Consider the following 17,895-nt stretch of genomic DNA (forward strand, 5'->3'; position numbering starts at 1 on the left):
GTATGACAACGTTCGGCGAGTCTGCACCTGCAGGTGAGCTATTCAAGATGTTCGGTTTCACTACTGAAAACGTAGTAAACACAGCGAAAGAGCTTCTAGCTTAATCTTGAATACATTGTCTCGCCCTTCAATGGGTTGATGCATACAGAAAGCCCCGCATGAAAATACGGGGCTTTTTTTGTCTTTTCTCTCATTCGGATTAAATCTAACGGCTATTTTTCTTCGAAACGCTTTGCCAGTTGGTAGAACTCATTGACTTGTTCTTTTAGCTCTGTGGAGTGGTCTTTCACAGAATGCGTTGCCACTAAGTTTTGTTCTGCGGTCGAGGCGATAGACTGCATATGCAGATTGACCTCACTCGACAGCTCACGTTGCTTATGAGCAGAACTTTCAACAGACTGCATGAGTTCATTCATGGATTGCATTAGGTTTTCGACTTCCGACAAGCGCTCTGCACTCACCTTCGCAACATCACCACATGCGTCCGTTTGCTTACGGTTCGCCAGAATATCTTTTTGCCACCCTTCAATCGTCGTTAGCATGGTATCGATGCTCTCTTTGATCTGAACCGTAGCCTTTGAGGTTCGACCCGACAATGCACGGACTTCGTCGGCAACAACGGCAAAGCCTCGTCCTTGCTCGCCCGCTCTCGCCGCTTCAATCGCAGCGTTCAGGGCCAACAAGTTGGTTTGTTCGGCGATTCCACCAATCTCTTCCATTATCTTGCTTACGCTCTGCGCTTGATCGCTCAGTTGGTAAGTCGTTTGAGTCGCCTTTTCAGCCTGAGAAGCTAGGCTCTCTAAGTTTTGATGAGTTTGATTAATGCTTTCTTTAGCGCCAGCACAGGTTTGCAAAGTCACATCAACAATCTGGTGCGCTTCTTCTGTGCGAGAAGAGACCTCATTGGCGGTGACTTCAACCTCTTCAGTCGCCTCTCGTACTTGAAGAATGTCTTTTGTTTGTTGATCTAAGGCTTCTGATACTTCAAATGACGTCGCATTTAGGTTGTCAGCCAAATCTTGTAACGGCTTGGCTGAGTCTGTCATGCGACCTAATACGGTGTGGATTCTTGCAGACAATAGTTTTAAGTGAAAATCGGCAATAGAGAACTGACTATTACCTGAATAAACAAGACGACTAACACTATCGAATTTAGATTGCAGCTTTTTCAACTGCAGTGGAGTATCAATCAGCTCTTGTCGGAAAAGCAGTGCTAATGCTGAAACAGGAAGTAGGCTCAACAACCATTGTGATACTTGCCCTACTTCAATGAGATTTGAAATTAACGGCGCAGCCAAAGAGCCTAGCAACACGGCGTAACGAACACTGTCACTGATCTTTAATGACCATTGGCGACCCGACTTTTCAGCCTTCAAGAGGCCTTGGTAAGCCTTATCTGCAACTTGTATCCATTCATTCTTTGGCTTAACACGAACAGATTGGTAGCCACTCACCTTACCATTGTCGTAAATTGGAGTTACATAAGCATCGACCCAGTAAAACCCACCAGATTTGGTTTTGTTTTTTACGATGCCACGCCAAGCTTTACCTTGCTTTAGGTTAACCCACATATCAGCAAAAGCGGCTTTCGGCATATCGTTATGCCTTACGATATTGTGGTGTTGCCCTAGCAATTCTTGTTGGCTGTATTCCGCTATGCGACAAAAAGCATCATTACTGTACGTAATCACGCCTTTTAAATCAGTGGTAGAGACAAGTTGTTCGTTTTCGCTGAGAAGCGTTTCACGAGATTGAGTAGATGAGCTGACAGTCATTATATTAACTTAGGTTAATTATTATTTTAGGCGAGGAATATATACAATTATTAAAGTTATGACAAAATGTGAACGTCACATTTTGTGTAAATGTCTGCTATTTATACAAAAATACGCCTGACACCTCACAAAGCTCAAAGCTTCACGCCTTTTCTTTTCGCTTCTCAAATTCACGGTCATGACTCATCTAAGTTTACGGCAGTGGTAAATTTCACGGTTCTCATTGAGACAGAGGTATGGAATTTACGAATATTCAGATCTTTGCGTAGTACTCGCTCCACAAAGTCTTCGTAGGCTTGAATGTCTTTGACCGTCACAATCAGCATGAAATCAAAGCTGCCTGATATCTGATAGCACTGCGTGACCTCTTCTGCCTTTGAAATAGAATGGCGAAAGATTTGGTAAATATCCCCTCGATCACGCTCCATTTCCACGGACACAACCAAAGTCATCTTACTGCCGGTCAGTTCTGGATTAATGATGGACACACCACCGACAATCACGCCCTCTTCTCTCAGCCGTTTCACTCGCTTTAAGCAAGCAGGCGGTGACAACCCGACCAACTCTGCTATTGTTAAATTTCACGTCATTGAAACACTGAAAGTTACTCTCAATACTCTAATTATTGATATTTTGAGTAAAAATAATTTGAGCATGGGTATTTACTAATGACTCAGTTATTACATGCGTATTTTAAAACACCGATAATAAAAAATCATCTTATTAGTTAGAACCCAACGCCTTGTATAAAGCGCCCTCCAGAATAATAACCACGACCTAATCAATGTTATTAAACATCCAAACTATCAACTATTCATTCAACAAAACCCATTAAATAACTGACAATAGAATAAATAACACTCCTTATTTTATATTAACTCTAAATGTTGAAACCGGAACGAATAATTAATTGTAATAATTATCCATTTGATTGGTAAATTTTATAAATATATTTTGTTACATAATCAAAACTGATGGCTTGATATAATAATGTCACACAAAACAATGGCTTTAATGGGTCTAATTTTTTCCTCACTGTCACAGGCTTCCACTATTGAGAACGACGAACTATTGCTGAAGTCAACGATTAAACAAGGTGTTATCTGTTCAGGGTTAACCTATGAGGAAAATCAAGAAGCTTTGCGTATCTATCTCAACGCTAAAAAAGTGAAGAGCACTCCGTTTGATTCAAAAAATAGAAAAGAGATAACCAATACAAAAGAGATAGAAGGTAAAAAACATACAACAAACACACGTCAGTTAAATAAGACACCACAAGAGTGTATTAGGCCAAACTCGGACAACAGATCCGAATAAGGCAAGTTGATACTGATATCGACATGGAAATATAAAAAGGAAATATAATGAAAATGATGAGAAGAACATTGTTGGCTTCAGCAATGCTTACTCTATTTAGCGTCAGTGGTTATGCAAAAACACCTATTGATTTAGGCGTAGTTAATGAAGACAAACTCATTGAAATGCTAGTTAGACAAGGCTTAGTCGACCAAGATGCAACCGATGCGGCAAAGCGCGATGCGCTTGACCGTTACTTGAAAAATAAAATCAATTCCGGTTTCAAAGGCGATGCTCAATTCGGAAAAAAAGCACTTGAGCAACGCGCAAAAATACTCAAAGCCATAGAAAAAGGGTCTGGCGTTAAAAAAGCGAGTGTCTTTGCTTTAGAAGTCGGCACCAAGCGCACCGATAAAGTACTCGCTCTATTGGTCGATTTCCCTGATTTGAACTGGGATGACAACAAGTTGACCGAAGAGCACACGCAGATGCTCTACGAGAGCTACAACCCTGAACATTATCAAGAGTTGTTGTTTTCAAATTCTGGCTACACAGGGCCAAATGGCGAAAACCTAATCTCGATGCGCCAATATTACCAAAGCGAATCAGGCGACAGTTACAGCGTTTCAGGTCAAGCGGCAGGTTGGTATCGCGCCTCTAAGCCTGCGTCATTCTATGGTGGCAACTCCCCTACCACCGACAACGACCTAAACGCCCAAGAACTGGTTCGTGAAGCGCTGAATCAACTGGCTCAAGATCCGAGTATCAACCTTGCCGATTACGACATCGAAGATCGTTACGATTACGACGGTGACGGAAATTTCCGCGAACCCGATGGTGTGATTGACCACCTGATGGTGTTTCATGCATCGGTAGGCGAAGAAGCCGGTGGTGGCGTGTTAGGCCCTGATGCGATTTGGTCTCACCGATTCAACCTTGGTCGCACTCATGTACTGGAAGGTACTTCTAGCTCGCTTCCAGATCGATTTGGTGGCCAATACGCGGCGTTCGATTACACCATTCAACCGATTGATGCGGCTGCAGGTGTTTGTGCCCACGAATATGGTCATGATTTAGGCTTACCAGACGAGTATGACACGCAATACACAGGCAGAGGCGAACCGGTTTCTTACTGGTCAATCATGTCTTCGGGCAGTTGGGCTGGTCAAATTGGTGGTACACAACCAACGGCATTCAGCTCTTGGGCAAAACACTTCCTACAGAAATCGATTGGCGGACGTTGGGTTAACGATGATCAGCTCTCGATTGATGACCTAGGAGACAATCCACAAGTGTATACGCTGTTCCAAACAACGGATAACAGTCGTCCTAACATGATCAAAGTGGATCTTCCTGAAAAGCAGATTGAAAGTCTGAAACCCTTTGAGGGCGAGTATTCATTCCACTCTCAAAAAGGCGATGATCTGAAAAACAGTATGACTCGCAAGTTGATGATCCCAGCGGGTGATTCTGCACTGCTGTCTTTCAAAACTTGGTATGAGATTGAAAAAGACTACGACTTTGCGCGCGTGCTAATCAACGGACAAGCCATTGCAGGCAACATTACCTCAATGGACGACCCATACAACACGGGCCTCGTTCCTGCTATTGGCGGCGAATCTGGCGGATGGGTTAACGCTGAGTTCGACGTTTCACAATGGGCAGGACAAGAAGTTGAACTTTCATTTGAGTACATCACCGATGGCGGCTTAGCAATGGAAGGCTTCTATTTAGATAACCTTGCTGTGGTTGTCGATGGTGAAGTGACCTCAATAGACGATGGTGAAAGCAACTCCACCTTCGCCCTTAATGGTTACAAGCTGAGTAATGGATTCCATCAAGCGCAGCACTACTATCTATTGCAGTGGCGCAGCCACATGAATGTTGATGAAGGCCTAGCGAACATCAAACGCATGGGACAACTGATGTCATTCGACCCAGGCTTGATCATTTGGTACGTCGACGAATCACTAACCGACAACTGGGTAGGTAAACACCCTGGTGAAGGTTGGTTAGGCGTGGTCGATGCAGACCAAAATGCCATGGTGTGGGCAAACTCTGGTGAAGTGGCTCAAACACGCTACCAAGTTCGAGACGCTGCGTTCTCACTCAAAGATCATACTCCAATGCGTCTTGTAAACAGCGACAATGATGTACTCGAAGATACCAGTTTGGTTGGCAATGCTAGCTTCTCGGATGACCAAGATTACACATCGCCTCAAGCGCCTGATTCAGGACGCATCCTGACGGAGTTTGGTTTAGCGGTCGATATTGTGAATCAGAGTGATAACAACGAATACGGTGTGGTTCGCTTATCTAAAGTAAGCCAACACAACATCGTTCCTACTGCGAACTTCGAGCTTAATGTGACTGGTCTGACTGTTTCTGCAAACAACTTCAGCTCAGACCAAGACGGTGAGATCGCCCGTTACCTATGGGACTTTGGGAACGGCACAACAAGTAACGAAGTGGCACCAACTTGGTCTTACGAGCAAGCGGGCGAATACACGGTGAACTTGACTGTTGTCGACGACAAAGGCGCTACCGCTTCATTTAGCTCCGTAGTGAGTGTTGAATCTCCAAACGCCCTTCCAGAAGCGAGCGCGAAGTACATTCACTTGGGCCGCTGGGTAACCATGTGGTCTACAAGTTCAGACAGCGATGGTCGTATTGTTGATACCGAGTGGACACTTCCAAACGGAAAGGTGAAACGAGGTCGCACATTCACGTCAATCTTCCCTTCATACGGAAAGCACGAGGTGACACTGAAGATAATCGATGACCAAGGTGGGATTACCACTAAGACAATTTTGGTCGACCTGTAAATCATCGCTAGCTCTGTCATGCGTATTTACAACACAAGCTTAAGTACTGTTGTCACAGGATATAAGCCACGACAGCAGTTTTAAGAAAACGTTATTATTTAAGCCGTAAGCAAAGGCCCTACCGATTTGGTAGGGCTTTTTATTGGTCGCAGTTCGAGATACTAGGGTTTTAATCACAGTAACAAATTTACTGAACCACCATTCGATGAGCCATTACACAGGCTGCTTTTGAATACGCGATTTACGAGCACTGAATGCGAACAGCAAGATAACAGCTAACACGAATGGCAATACATAGATATTGAGGTTCTGCCACCCTGCTGTCGATTCTAGCCAGCCAGAGAGCATCGCTGTAATCGTCACACAGCCAAAGACAATAAATTCATTAAACGCTTGTGCCTTAGCTTTATTCTGCGATTGGTAGGACTGACTAAACAAACCTGTTGCCGCGATAAACATAAAGTTCCAACCGACACCAAGCACAACTAGAGCCGCTCTGAAGTGCCAGATAGATTCGCCATGAATGTTAATCGCGATACAGACGACGAACAGAACCCCGCCTGCCAAGATCATCATTCTTGAGCCAAACTTCTCGATAAGTGAACCAGTAAAGAATGCAGGAACAAACATCCCCAATACGTGCCACTCAATGACGCCCGCTGCTTTGGTAAAGTCAAAGCCACAACCAATCATTGCCAATGGCGTTGCTGTCATCAGGATATTCATCACCGCATAAGCGACCATGGCAGCAAACACTGCGCCAATAAAGTTAGGCGCTTTTACTATCACACTGAGAGGATCGGATTTAGGTGCCCGACTATTAAAAGAGACTTTTGGAAACTGAATTGTTTGTAAGATGAGTAACGCAAGAATGTTCAATCCAATCAAAGAAGCAAAAGCACCAATGTACAAGCCATCTTGCGACCACTGTTGCGACATAATCGCCAAATTTGGCCCTAATACCGCGGCTAAAACGCCACCAGCCATCGAGATAGAGATCGCTCGATGACGTGCATTTTCATCACACACCTCGATTGCAGCAAAACGATAAAGCGTGCCAAAACCTATGCCTATCCCAAGTAAGAACGTAGCGAAACAAAACAGATAGAAATTTTGCTGAGACAGTGCGTAGGTGGCAAGACTAGCTCCTGTAATGCCAACCACATTACCAATGCTAAATCCTCTCTTTCTCCCTAACTTGCCTGAAATTAAAGATGCAGGAATAGTGGCTGCCATTAGACCCAAAAACTGCAGTGCAACCGGCAAGGTGATCATGCTGACACTGGGTGCAATCTGCTTACCGATCAAACCAATCACAGAGATCAGTAATATGTTACCCGTCATCAACAAGGCCTGACACAGTGAGAGCAGCCAAACATTTCTATTCATCTTTGTTCCTAAATATGAGCACAGTTGGTCAATAGACCAAAAATTCAACAAAGTCGCAACACTTTGTTACTCATAGCAACTCTACAAAGCGACCAATAGACCAATATAAAGTGCTACCACCACATGACTTTGATTAGCGTTACTTAAGACGCTAGAGTTGAAATTATCATTACTTAAGATAATAATAATTTTCTGTTATTTATAGGCTTTAGTATTTGAAGGTGAGTATGATTAATCCACTTTGGCTCAATACGTTTAAGACTCTGGTTGAAGTTGGCCATTTCACCCAAACGGCAGAAAAGTTGTATATGACACAACCTGGAGTCAGCCAACACATCAAGAAGCTTGAACAAGCTTGTAATTGTGACCTGCTCTCTCGAGAAAACAAGAGCTTCGAACTGACCGAACAGGGTCGGATTATGTATCGCTATGCGATCAAACTAGAGAAAGACCAAGAAGATCTTTTTGAGTCTCTGAGTTTTGATAACCCTTATGCTGGGCAATGTCACTTGTCTTGCTCTGGCTCACTCTCTTTGCGTCTGTATCCCAAGCTTCTTGAACTTCAACAGCAACACCAAGAGCTCAGCATTAACTTAGAAGCCGCTCCAAACAAAAAGATATTGAATGACCTAAGCGAAGGCACTACCGATATCGGCATTGTTAGGCATTCCCCGAACGACAGCTACTACCAAAGCCAAGTCATCGGCAAAGAAGCACTGTGTCTTATTGTTCACCACAGCCTTGCTGATTTAGAGATAACGCCGCAAGTATTGAATGACATTGGCCTGATTGCCCACCCAGATTCTGCACACTATCTGTCTTTGTATTTCGACCTTTGCGGAGATAAAGACTTAGCGAACATCAACGTTAATGAGATACCAAGATCTGGCTACATCAATCAGCTTCACCAGATCTTGCTACCCGTATCAAAAGGATTAGGTTTTACCGTGTTACCGGCTGGCGCGGTTGAACACTTCCCAGATAGAGACAAGCTACACGTTGTGCCGCCAAAGGTAGAAGTAGAGGAAACGCTGTATCTGGTTCAAAAACGAAACCGAAAACTGCCGCACCGATACGATACGGTTGTTGAGCTAATCAAACAGAACGTGAGTCGTTAGTTCGGTATAGATAGATTTAAAGCCTTTAGCTAGCTCGGTATTTCGCTATAAGAGCTAAAGGCTTTAATGTTGAAGTGATATTTATAAAAGACAACTACTCAGAAGCGCCAAGCCCCTCTTTTGCTCGTTCAAAGTCATAATTATCTAACGCACTTCGAACATCTTTGAGAACAACAGAATGTGGATACTGTACCAGTAACTCAGTCACATATTGAGTTGCATCGTTATCATAAGCATCCAGCAGTGATAGCAACTGAGCATGCTGTTCTGACGTGATGCTCGGTGAATCAGAGGTATCAGCAAGACTCGCATCGGCTTCTTCAGTACTTGTCGTATTGAATCCCCCAACACCAGACACATCAAAGCTGATCTCAACTGCTTTAATCAGTTCGATTAACCCAAGTTCGCCTTGCTTAAGATCTGCTTCATCACACGCCTTGTCATGCGCTTTGCTTTCTAAATCACTGAGTAACTCTGCCAATCGCAATCCACCAATCGAAGCTGCCATGCTTTTTAAGGTATGTAGATTACGCTCTAACGTCGCCCATTCATCTTGCACTAGGTTGTCGAAGGTTTCCGACATAATGTCAGGCGCCCCTTGGCAGAATCTACCAAGCATCTTCTCTTGCAGTTTCGCATCATGATGAGTCAGTTGCTCAAACCTCGACTGAGAGAAAACAGGCTGCTCTGTTTGAGTATCGGAGTGTAATTCCGAACTATTATCAGAATCACTGGCCAGTATCGTATCTGAAGACGTGTCTGATGGCGCTCGACCTTCAACTAAGACCTCAGGAACAATGTATCGAGTAATCAAAGACATCGCTTTATCAATAACAATAGGCTTATCCAAGAAGTCCGTGATGCCCGACGCCCTCGCTCGTTGTTTCGCATCAGCAAAAACATTGGCTGACATTGCAATAATCGGTACATCTATATCGAATTCACGAATCAAACGGGTAGCTTCAAAGCCGTCCATAATCGGCATTTGAAGATCCATGAAGATTATTTCGTAGTCGTTGTTTTTAGCTAACTCCAGCGCTTCCTTTCCGTTTTCAGCAAGATCGGCATTTAATTTAGAGCGACTGAAAAATGCTAAGGCGAGATCTTGGTTCAGCTCATTGTCTTCAACCAATAGCACTCTTTGCCCTTTGAACTCTATCTGATAATCCAGTTGCAACTCTTGAGCTTTGAAGTCGGCTAACGCATCCGAGCTTGAGCGTGGCAATGTCAGTACAAAGGAGAACTCACTGCCTTGCCCGTAAACACTCTCCACCGTAATTTGACTGCCCATCGCATGCACTAATTTCTGGCTAATGTTGAGTCCAAGCCCTGTACCGCCAAACCGACGTGTCGTTGTGGTATCCGCTTGGCTAAAGGCTTCAAACAGCTTGTGACGGTTCCCATCCGAGATGCCTATCCCGGTATCCATCACACTCACCTTCATGGTTAGACTGCTATCGTTCGAGTCAACATGCTCCACCGTTAACGCTACGCTGCCTTTTTCCGTAAACTTAATCGCGTTACCCACAAGGTTGAGTATGACTTGGAACAACCTCAATGGATCGCCTTGCAATGGCGTGTCTAACTCAGAGTCTATGACCATCGACAAATTGAGCTGCTTCTCAGCCGCTTTCGACTCCATCAGCTCAATCACATCTTTAAAGGTCGTTACGGGATCAAACGGGACGTTATCAATAACAAGTTGTCCAGCTTCTATCTTTGAGAAATCAAGGATGTCATTGATGATACCGAGTAACGAATGGCCAGAACGGTGCACTTTCTCAATATAATTTCGAGCGACAGGATTAGATATTTCGCCAATCGCCAGATAAGACAAGCCAATAATGGCATTCATTGGGGTTCTTATCTCATGGCTCATATTAGCTAAAAATTCCGATTTAGCTTGGCTCGCCAAATCGGCTCTCTGTTTTTCTTCTTCCAATTGTTCGTTAAGGCGCTTCATTTCTGAAATATCGAATGCCCAAAATAGTGTGGCGACTTCCCCATCAATCTCAAAAAGATAGTAACTGACCAAAGCAACAAATCGGGTTCCATCAGACTTTCTGAGTACCAACTCCCTATTTTCAACTTTACCGTTAAGGTCGAGCTCTTTATGCACGCCATCACGAACGCTCAGCGAGTCATGGATAGCGGCAACGTCGATAGAAGACAACGCCTGATCTTCCACGCCAAACAAACGTTTTGCCGTATCGTTCGCGTAACGAACCTCTTCTTCAAATACCACGCTGGCTGCAATTGGAGAGCTATTTAGCATGTTGTAGAGTTGGTTCTGCGCCTTTTCCAGAGCTTCGGTTGCTTCCTTAGCAATACTGATCTGCTTAGTTAATTTACGATTCCAGAAAATAATAAGAAGAAGGATCACCAGAGAGAACACCGAAATGGTGTAAACCAATTGATAATTAACTCTTTCTATCGCTTTTGGCGCCGCCCACTTCGCCGATATCTTTTGATGTTCTTCAGCAGAAATACTCTCAATCGCCTTATTCACAATCGAATAAAGCAAAGGCTCAGATTTGATGACATGTAAGGTGGGTGAAAGGAAAAAATCAAGTCGTCCGACAATTCCAATCTCTCGATGACCAAATGAATCAATGAGGTAATTGAGGACATCAACAGTGTCGACCATGCCGTCTAAGGTTTTATCATCCAATCGGTTGAGCCCATCGGCCGTGGATTCTACCTCTACCCACTCAACGTTCGGGTACTTATATAAAATCGCGTTAGTATTTGCCGCATTCTTCAATATACCGATTTTCCAACCATCAGCTTCTTCAAGTACCAAGCTACTAACGTCTCTTCTCGATGCAATGGCCAAACGACTTGAAAACAAGCTTTTAGCTGCTTTGACGTTATCTCCTAACGAACGATTCTCTTGAGCTGCTGAGACCAGTTCCACTTCATGATGATCAACCAAGCTTCGGGTCTCAGACCAATTCGCCACGTCAACATGCTGAATACTTAGCCCTGTTTTTTGTTCAATCAGCGTTAGATAATCATCAATCATCCCGATGTATTCACCGGTATTGGATACCGCTTCATAAGGTAACGAATTCGGATCGATACCTATACGTACATCCGGATTATCTTTAATCCACGCCCTCTCTTTTTGGCTTAGATTTAGGATCTCTCCAGTCAAGTTACTCGCTTGATAAACATCCGCAATATAGCGTTTCGCCGCATCTCCGAATGAACTAAATTGTTCGACAGATGGAAAATAAACATAGTTCCGCTCTAACGAATTAACATCAAAGTAGAAAGTCATCGAACCAGAGTTGATACTCCCTCCCTTGGTCCTATAATTCGCCACCTTGGTGACTGATGAAAAGTGAGAGGTATTTTTCTTCTCTCCATATTGATCAACTAGGTTGCCTATGTACCAAGATTTGATCGGGCGACTATTGTTATCCGCTTGTGCGGTGATCACCTGAAAAGAACTGTCCGTGTCGAAAATTTCAAACACTTCCGTCAACTCTTCAAAGCGGTCGTTGACGATAAAATACGCAGATATTTGCGCGATAATATTCGCTTTTTTAAGGACTAGGCTTAAATCACTCTGAACCTGCATCTCGATAATTTGGTTTAAGCCGTCATCCTCCTGTTTAAGCCTTTTAATTGCGGCATTGAAGCTATCTCTGATTTCTTCACTCTTAAAGTCCACATAGATCGGATACTCAACTTTATACTCGTCATGTAGCGTTAGCTCTGCCATTTCAATAAAACGAGTGTTGGTGATAAACCACTCTAGCACTCTTCGTTCAACCATTAGCAGGTCAACATTTTGAGCCCTCAACTGCGAGAATGCTGATTCAAGATCTTCGTAATCTTCAATACGATCAATGTCTAACTTACTCTTCAGAACTTCAACAGAGTTTTTAATTGTGGATGTTTCGTCGAACAATAACGCCCCTAATGATAGGTCTTTTGGGGATTGAAGTTGGAGTTTGCGGCGAGTTAGTGAAACAGGAACAAACTCAACATTAAAAACGTTATCACTTAAAAAGTGCGCATTAGGATCATCAAACTGAACACCAGAAAAAAAGGCTATAGAATTATTGTTATCGATGGCTTTTTTAGCGGCGCTAGGTGGAAGTGTGACAACGTCACCTAGTTTATATCCCATGTCATTCAGTGCACGCTGAAGAATGTCGTACTGTAGCCCGACTGCGGTGCTGTCTGGGTAAATATACGGAGGGTTACCAAAGCCAAACACGCCTTTTAGCGGCACTCGATAGGGGGAACTGTCTAGCCACTTCGATAAAATCTGGTTCTTGTTATCAACGTCGAAGGTTTCAATCTGTTTGTTGATTAGCGTCAGCAGTTCTGGTTCATCGGTTCGAATCACCATTGATGCTTCAAACCTTTTCCAATGCTCCAGAACATAGTTTACCGCTAAATCATGAACGCCAATCTTTTTCGCAAGATCCATAGTGGTGATAGGTTCACCGACCATGCCTTCGACATCCCCGGCCCCTAACGCACGTACTGCATCAATAACGTTATCAAAATTCACTCGCTCAATAGAACTCAATTTGACACCGGCTCGCTCCAAATCGATATTTTCGTTAACCATCGCAATACGGCGTTTATTATTTTGATCTAGGTTTCCATCGAGTTTGTTGTCGATGGGAACAATCACTGCGACCTGATAAGGAATATAGGGAGCACTCGCAAGAAAACGGCCACCTTCACTTGGGTCGAACTGTTGGAATGGAAATACATCGCCTCGCCCGTCGACTAACGCGGCTTTAGCCTCGACACGCGAGTTAACTGTGACAAACCGAACATGAACACCAAAACGCTGTTCAAGATCTAATGTCCAATCTTTGATGATCCCAGAAACCTGCCCATCATCATCGATGAATGAGTAAGGATAATGGTTGGCCAAGACAACAAAAGTTACCGTAGGTTGGTTTCCCAACCACTGATTTAACTCAGTATCTGTTACCTCAGCAGCATTCGTAGATCGCATTAGCAGCGACCACACCACAAGTGTAATGACCAGAAAAACAACCAAACGATTTAGCGACAACATCAAGCCATCACTCATCTCTAAATTTCTCTTTAATTGCTAGAATCTCAGGTAACTTCAGAAAAAACACATCAACGATAGTTGGATCAAAATGTTTGCCTTTCTGTTCTTCAAACAAGTTCAGCGCCTCATCAATACTCCAAGCTTTTTTATAAGGGCGCTCTGCGGTCAGGGCATCAAACACATCAGCAACAGCCGCAATTCTTCCAACCAATGGGATACCTTCACCAGCTATCTGGTTTGGATAACCACTGCCATCCCATTTTTCGTGATGATATTGCGCCACCTGAATAGCCATACGCATCAGTTTGGAATCACTCTGCCTACCAAGTATATCAACACCATATTCGACATGCTTTTGCATAATTGTCCACTCGTCGGCGTCCAATTTACCCGGCTTGAGTAATACGCTATCAGGAATACCGATCTTGCCAATATCATGCATTGGTGCTGCATCACGCAACGTCTCGGCATCTTCGTCAGTCATTCCCAAGGCTTTAGCTAGCACTTCACAGTAGTGACTCATACGCTTAACGTGCATGCCTGTTTCATTGTCTTTAAATTCAGCAGCTCTACCCAGTATGTTCAGTGTTTCTAGCTTACCGAGATTGATCTCTTGAGTTTTCTCTTTTACCTGACTAAACAACGCGCGTTGTTGGTCATAAAGTGCGATATGCGTTTTCACACGCTGGAGTGCAATTGCAGGGGTTATCGGCTTGGTTAGGTAATCGACAGCCCCCAAGGAGAGCCCTTTTACTTCGGCTTCTGGACCAATTGTGGCGGTCACGAAAATGATAGGAATGTGAGCCGTATTCGGCTGAGCTTTAAGTTGGCGGCACACCTCGTAACCATCGATGTCAGGCATCATGATATCAAGGAGGATAAGGTCTGGCTGCGGCACCATCTTCGCGATCTTGATACCAATTGTGCCGTTAATCGCTACTTTCACTTGATAGGTATCTTTGAGTATTGCCGTTAACACATCCAAGTTACTTGGGGTGTCATCCACGACTAACACTATAGGTTTCCGACTCATTGATACCTCGTATACAAATCAAACAGTTATAACCCTAGTGTAGAACGGTTTTCAGAGGTTAAGCAGAAAAAAAGCAATTGATTTTCAAAAATGAAGAGTAGATCTTCGAGTGACATCAAACCAACGTTTGTCGAAGTATGACCAGTCAAAAATTCGGCATCCACCCTTTGAATGTGAACCAGATAAAAACCATCAATTAGTTTCAACAAACACTCGCTTAAAATCAACCGACAATCAACTGAGGACGAATTAGATCATAAACGAAACTTTGTTCATTAAAGTGATTAAAGACTTGATTAACGACACCACCAGCCATATGTGAGTGTCCTCCACCAAACCCAGCACCTGTATCATTCAAAGCTCTCTTTATCACCTTCGCCACATCATTTTGGGGGCACTCAGAACGCAATGAAACGAATGTTCTCTCATGGCTACGAGCACTTAACACTACTATATCTATTTCATCAACGGTCAATAGAAAGTCGCCAAGCACTCCCAGCATATTTTTGGGGCACCCTTCTGGTAAGCTGCCAAATGCACAATTGCCGTCTTTCCTAATAGCTTCAAACATGGAATCAAATAACTTCAATTCTTGATATTCGATTTGATTGCGACAAATACGATTTACCATATTCATATCGGCACAGCTTTGGAGTTGAAAGAGAGCTTTGATATCAGCTTTGTTCATTGCTCGGGTAAAATTTGCCGTATCGAACGTTAATCCAACAAGTAAAGCCGTTGCTACGCGCTCTGGAATAGGCAGATCGTAATGATTAAAGTACTCAACCATAATGGAAGCTGTTGCGCCATAGTTAGGTCGAATATCTGAAAACCAAACGAAACTGGGTGCTATAACCTGATGATGATCGATCACACCAACTTCTATACCTGGTAAATCGGTAACGTTTTTTTCACCAATACAGCCATCCACAACAATGATTTTATCATTGGGTTTTAGATCTAATCGGTGTGACTTAACGATGGGAATATCAAGCCACCCAATCAAATTATGTAAAGAAACACGGTCAATAAAGCCTTGATAGGTAATGAGGGGTTTAAAGCCCTTCTTCCTAAGTAAATAAGCGAGAGCAAAAGCGGAACCTACCGCATCATGATCAGGAAAGTCATGAGCTTGAATGATGATTCGTTCACAGTCCTTCAGGCGTTCCAGAAAATCGTCAAATGAGAAAATAGACATACTTCACCTTAACCTTTGAGTTTTTCTATTGTATTGAGAACAGTTTCAGTACCACTATCCAATTGACTAACCATCTCATCACCATATTGAATTCCAATAAAAACGCCGATAGCGATTAAGAGAAGAGCAATAATTTTTAACATGAGAACACCACCATTTATAAATAAAGCGAATCAATTGAGCTCTAAAAGTAAGAACAATACCCTCCTAAGCCTCTCAAACAGAAGCAAATTAAGAAACACTCCTCCCAAATTAACCAAAACTTGCTCACATTTAACAAAACAAACGTTGACTTATATCTCATTGCGATTGATGCGCTATTGAGTGATATTCAACTAGATTATATGGTCTTGAGCTCATCTGACACTACGGCCATACGGAAGACTTATCTAATGACACGGAATAGAATTGTCACAGGTATGCTATTTGCGTTAGCACCAACTCTTAGTTTTGCTAACGCTGACAATCAATTTGAATTTTCGCACTCTAAACAAGGAACTATATGTTCATCTAATCCTGATATTTGGCAGCTTGGCGGTGAGCTGCAAGTTGATGCTCCTATTTCGCTGAATGGCAAGGTCATCACTCGCGGCGGACAAAAAAAAGCAAGCAATAATGTTGACCTATTTGCAGGACAAGAGTCCTCTACCGAACAACATTACATGACGAGTTCTATCGGATGTATACAATCTGACGACCCAATGTCATTGGTTGGTGCTGTCGCCTCTTTATACGAAGTACAACACACCACATTGAGCAGCTCAGACATTCCACCACCAGTTCGAGAGCCTGATCTGCCCAAAGCGCCAGAAATCGTCAAAGATCAATTTGAAACCAAAACTCAATTTGATCAACGCGTCGAAAAATTGCGAATAGAACGACAACAACAAATAGCCGCTATACAACTTAAATACCGTCAACAAGTAGAAGCTCGAAATGCCAAAATTCGAGTCCTACAAGAAGGGGCAGACTCTCGAAAGGGCAACTTGGGCGTGCAAAAAACTCGACTCGTTGCTAAGGCTTTTAGAGATGTAATGGGTAAGCCGGTCGTCACAACAAAGAGTTATGATGCTGAAAACCAGCAAATGCACCTGTTGTTTAAAGCGTCAAATCAAAACTATCAGCGAGACATTATTCTAAATGTACCTCTTGAGCAGGCGCGTGATGTCTTCAGCAATATCGATAACCTTGACCTCGCACTCACCTACTCTTATGACGAGAATCAACTAGAGCTCGTAAATATAAAAGGCAACTACAATGACGTAATGTTCTCAGGGGATGTGGCTAAAAGTAATTATCAGCCCGAAGCTCTGAGTGTGGTTATTAACAGTGGCCCAAGCAGTGCCGAGACTCCAGGGCTAGAGATGCAAAACCCTAACTTAATCGATGCGTTTGAAGTCGATTCACGCCTCTCGGCAACGGACAACACTGCCTCTGATGAATTGAAGCAACTACTTAATGGCTTTGTGCCTGTGGAAAGTAACTCATCCAACTGGTTCTTCAACCTATCTATCGAAGATTACGCAAATTCAGATCAAGTAGCCTTTGCGCGCAGTAGTGGTGAAGTTATGTCTGACGTTGCGACAAAAGTTCTGGGGGTTCCTGAAAGGCACGTCTACGAACTCATTGACCGTGACGCAACCAGTGGTGCGATTAAAGATAAGTTACGTTTAATGTTAGACAACGTCGATGAAGGCGATACGGTTTACTTCTACTACAGTGGACATGGTATCCCTGCGATTCCCGATAATGATCCTTACATTCTTCCACAAGATAAGATCCCTGATTACATAACTGACGATGAGTTCTTCAAACTCGATAACCTCTACAAAACTCTGTCTAGCAGCAAAGCAGGCAAGATAGTCGTTATGGTAGACAGTTGTTTCAGCGGAGCTACTGATGGTGTATCAGTCATCAAAGGGGTTGCCGCTTCTAGACTGGCACCGAAAAAAGTCAGCATTGATCCTGAACGTATGGTCGTGATCACCGCGGGACGCGATAAAGAGTATTCCAATATGTACCAAGAAAAAGGTCATCGCCTGTTTAGCTACTACCTCATGAAGTCAATGATCGAGGGAAACAAAGATGTGAATACGCTTTATCAAGATGTTTACGACAAAGTGAAATCTGCCTCTTTTGAGATGGGGGATTTAAAACGTCAACATCCAACAATTACCGGTAACCAGACTATGTCTCTTTAATAGCAGG

At 43.3% G+C, this 17,895-nt stretch carries 10 protein-coding genes and 1 pseudogene; 4 read left to right on the top strand and 7 right to left on the bottom strand.

The annotated features are described in order from the left end of the window. Positions 1-212: 212 nt before the first annotated feature. Positions 213-1,775 (bottom strand): PAS domain-containing methyl-accepting chemotaxis protein, encoded by a 1,563-nt coding sequence (locus AB4507_RS15135; protein ID WP_102393621.1) that lies wholly within the window; start codon positions 1,773-1,775, stop codon positions 213-215. Between the two features lie 176 nt (positions 1,776-1,951). Then, positions 1,952-2,356, bottom strand: a pseudogene (locus AB4507_RS15140) (Lrp/AsnC family transcriptional regulator); the annotation flags it as partial. Between the two features lie 409 nt (positions 2,357-2,765). On the opposite strand from AB4507_RS15140, the gene AB4507_RS15145 reads away from it, so the two are divergent. After that, the gene (locus tag AB4507_RS15145) at positions 2,766-3,092 is read left to right on the top strand and encodes a hypothetical protein (protein WP_372182899.1); all 327 of its coding nucleotides are present in this window, start codon (positions 2,766-2,768) and stop codon (positions 3,090-3,092) included. Positions 3,093-3,139: 47 nt separating this feature from the next. Further along, entirely contained in the window at positions 3,140-5,896 is a 2,757-nt protein-coding gene (locus AB4507_RS15150; RefSeq protein ID WP_372182900.1) for an immune inhibitor A domain-containing protein, read from the top strand. Between the two features lie 213 nt (positions 5,897-6,109). On the opposite strand, the gene AB4507_RS15155 is transcribed toward AB4507_RS15150, so the two are convergent. After that, the gene (locus tag AB4507_RS15155; protein ID WP_372182901.1) at positions 6,110-7,285 is read right to left on the bottom strand and encodes an MFS transporter; all 1,176 of its coding nucleotides are present in this window, start codon (positions 7,283-7,285) and stop codon (positions 6,110-6,112) included. A 227-nt stretch (positions 7,286-7,512) separates the two neighbouring features. Between AB4507_RS15155 and AB4507_RS15160 the strand changes: the two genes are divergently transcribed. Then, positions 7,513-8,403: a LysR family transcriptional regulator gene (locus tag AB4507_RS15160; protein ID WP_017061891.1), complete on the top strand. Its 891-nt coding sequence runs from the start codon at positions 7,513-7,515 to the stop codon at positions 8,401-8,403. A 94-nt stretch (positions 8,404-8,497) separates the two neighbouring features. Here the strand turns inward: AB4507_RS15160 and AB4507_RS15165 are convergent, their stop codons facing one another. The 4 genes from AB4507_RS15165 to AB4507_RS15180 form a co-directional block, all read right to left on the bottom strand. Then, positions 8,498-13,393, bottom strand: a complete 4,896-nt coding sequence (locus tag AB4507_RS15165; protein ID WP_372182902.1) for an ATP-binding protein — start codon at positions 13,391-13,393, stop codon at positions 8,498-8,500. A gap of 70 nt (positions 13,394-13,463) precedes the next feature. Beyond that, the gene (locus tag AB4507_RS15170; RefSeq protein WP_029235511.1) at positions 13,464-14,489 is read right to left on the bottom strand and encodes an HD-GYP domain-containing protein; all 1,026 of its coding nucleotides are present in this window, start codon (positions 14,487-14,489) and stop codon (positions 13,464-13,466) included. A gap of 223 nt (positions 14,490-14,712) precedes the next feature. Then, the gene (locus AB4507_RS15175; RefSeq protein WP_017102537.1) at positions 14,713-15,687 is read right to left on the bottom strand and encodes a bifunctional oligoribonuclease/PAP phosphatase NrnA; all 975 of its coding nucleotides are present in this window, start codon (positions 15,685-15,687) and stop codon (positions 14,713-14,715) included. A gap of 8 nt (positions 15,688-15,695) precedes the next feature. After that, positions 15,696-15,830 (bottom strand): hypothetical protein, encoded by a 135-nt coding sequence (locus AB4507_RS15180; protein ID WP_017101536.1) that lies wholly within the window; start codon positions 15,828-15,830, stop codon positions 15,696-15,698. Positions 15,831-16,079: 249 nt separating this feature from the next. Here AB4507_RS15180 and AB4507_RS15185 point away from each other — a divergent pair, with 249 nt between their 5' ends. Continuing rightward, entirely contained in the window at positions 16,080-17,888 is a 1,809-nt protein-coding gene (locus AB4507_RS15185; RefSeq protein ID WP_372182903.1) for a caspase domain-containing protein, read from the top strand. Positions 17,889-17,895 lie beyond the last annotated feature (7 nt).

The organism is Vibrio sp. 10N.222.54.A3, from assembly GCF_041474095.1.
GTDB classification, from domain to species: domain Bacteria; phylum Pseudomonadota; class Gammaproteobacteria; order Enterobacterales; family Vibrionaceae; genus Vibrio; species Vibrio crassostreae_C.

What these genes read in the sequence shown, in the direction of transcription:
- AB4507_RS15135 (WP_102393621.1), bottom strand. Translation starts at nt 1,775, where the DNA reads ATGACTGTCAGCTCATCTACTCAATCTCGTGAAACGCTTCTCAGCGAA.
- AB4507_RS15145 (WP_372182899.1), top strand. Translation starts at nt 2,766, where the DNA reads ATGTCACACAAAACAATGGCTTTAATGGGTCTAATTTTTTCCTCACTG.
- AB4507_RS15150 (WP_372182900.1), top strand. Translation starts at nt 3,140, where the DNA reads ATGAAAATGATGAGAAGAACATTGTTGGCTTCAGCAATGCTTACTCTA.
- AB4507_RS15155 (WP_372182901.1), bottom strand. Translation starts at nt 7,285, where the DNA reads ATGAATAGAAATGTTTGGCTGCTCTCACTGTGTCAGGCCTTGTTGATG.
- AB4507_RS15160 (WP_017061891.1), top strand. Translation starts at nt 7,513, where the DNA reads ATGATTAATCCACTTTGGCTCAATACGTTTAAGACTCTGGTTGAAGTT.
- AB4507_RS15165 (WP_372182902.1), bottom strand. Translation starts at nt 13,393, where the DNA reads ATGCGATCTACGAATGCTGCTGAGGTAACAGATACTGAGTTAAATCAG.
- AB4507_RS15170 (WP_029235511.1), bottom strand. Translation starts at nt 14,489, where the DNA reads ATGAGTCGGAAACCTATAGTGTTAGTCGTGGATGACACCCCAAGTAAC.
- AB4507_RS15175 (WP_017102537.1), bottom strand. Translation starts at nt 15,687, where the DNA reads ATGTCTATTTTCTCATTTGACGATTTTCTGGAACGCCTGAAGGACTGT.
- AB4507_RS15180 (WP_017101536.1), bottom strand. Translation starts at nt 15,830, where the DNA reads ATGTTAAAAATTATTGCTCTTCTCTTAATCGCTATCGGCGTTTTTATT.
- AB4507_RS15185 (WP_372182903.1), top strand. Translation starts at nt 16,080, where the DNA reads ATGACACGGAATAGAATTGTCACAGGTATGCTATTTGCGTTAGCACCA.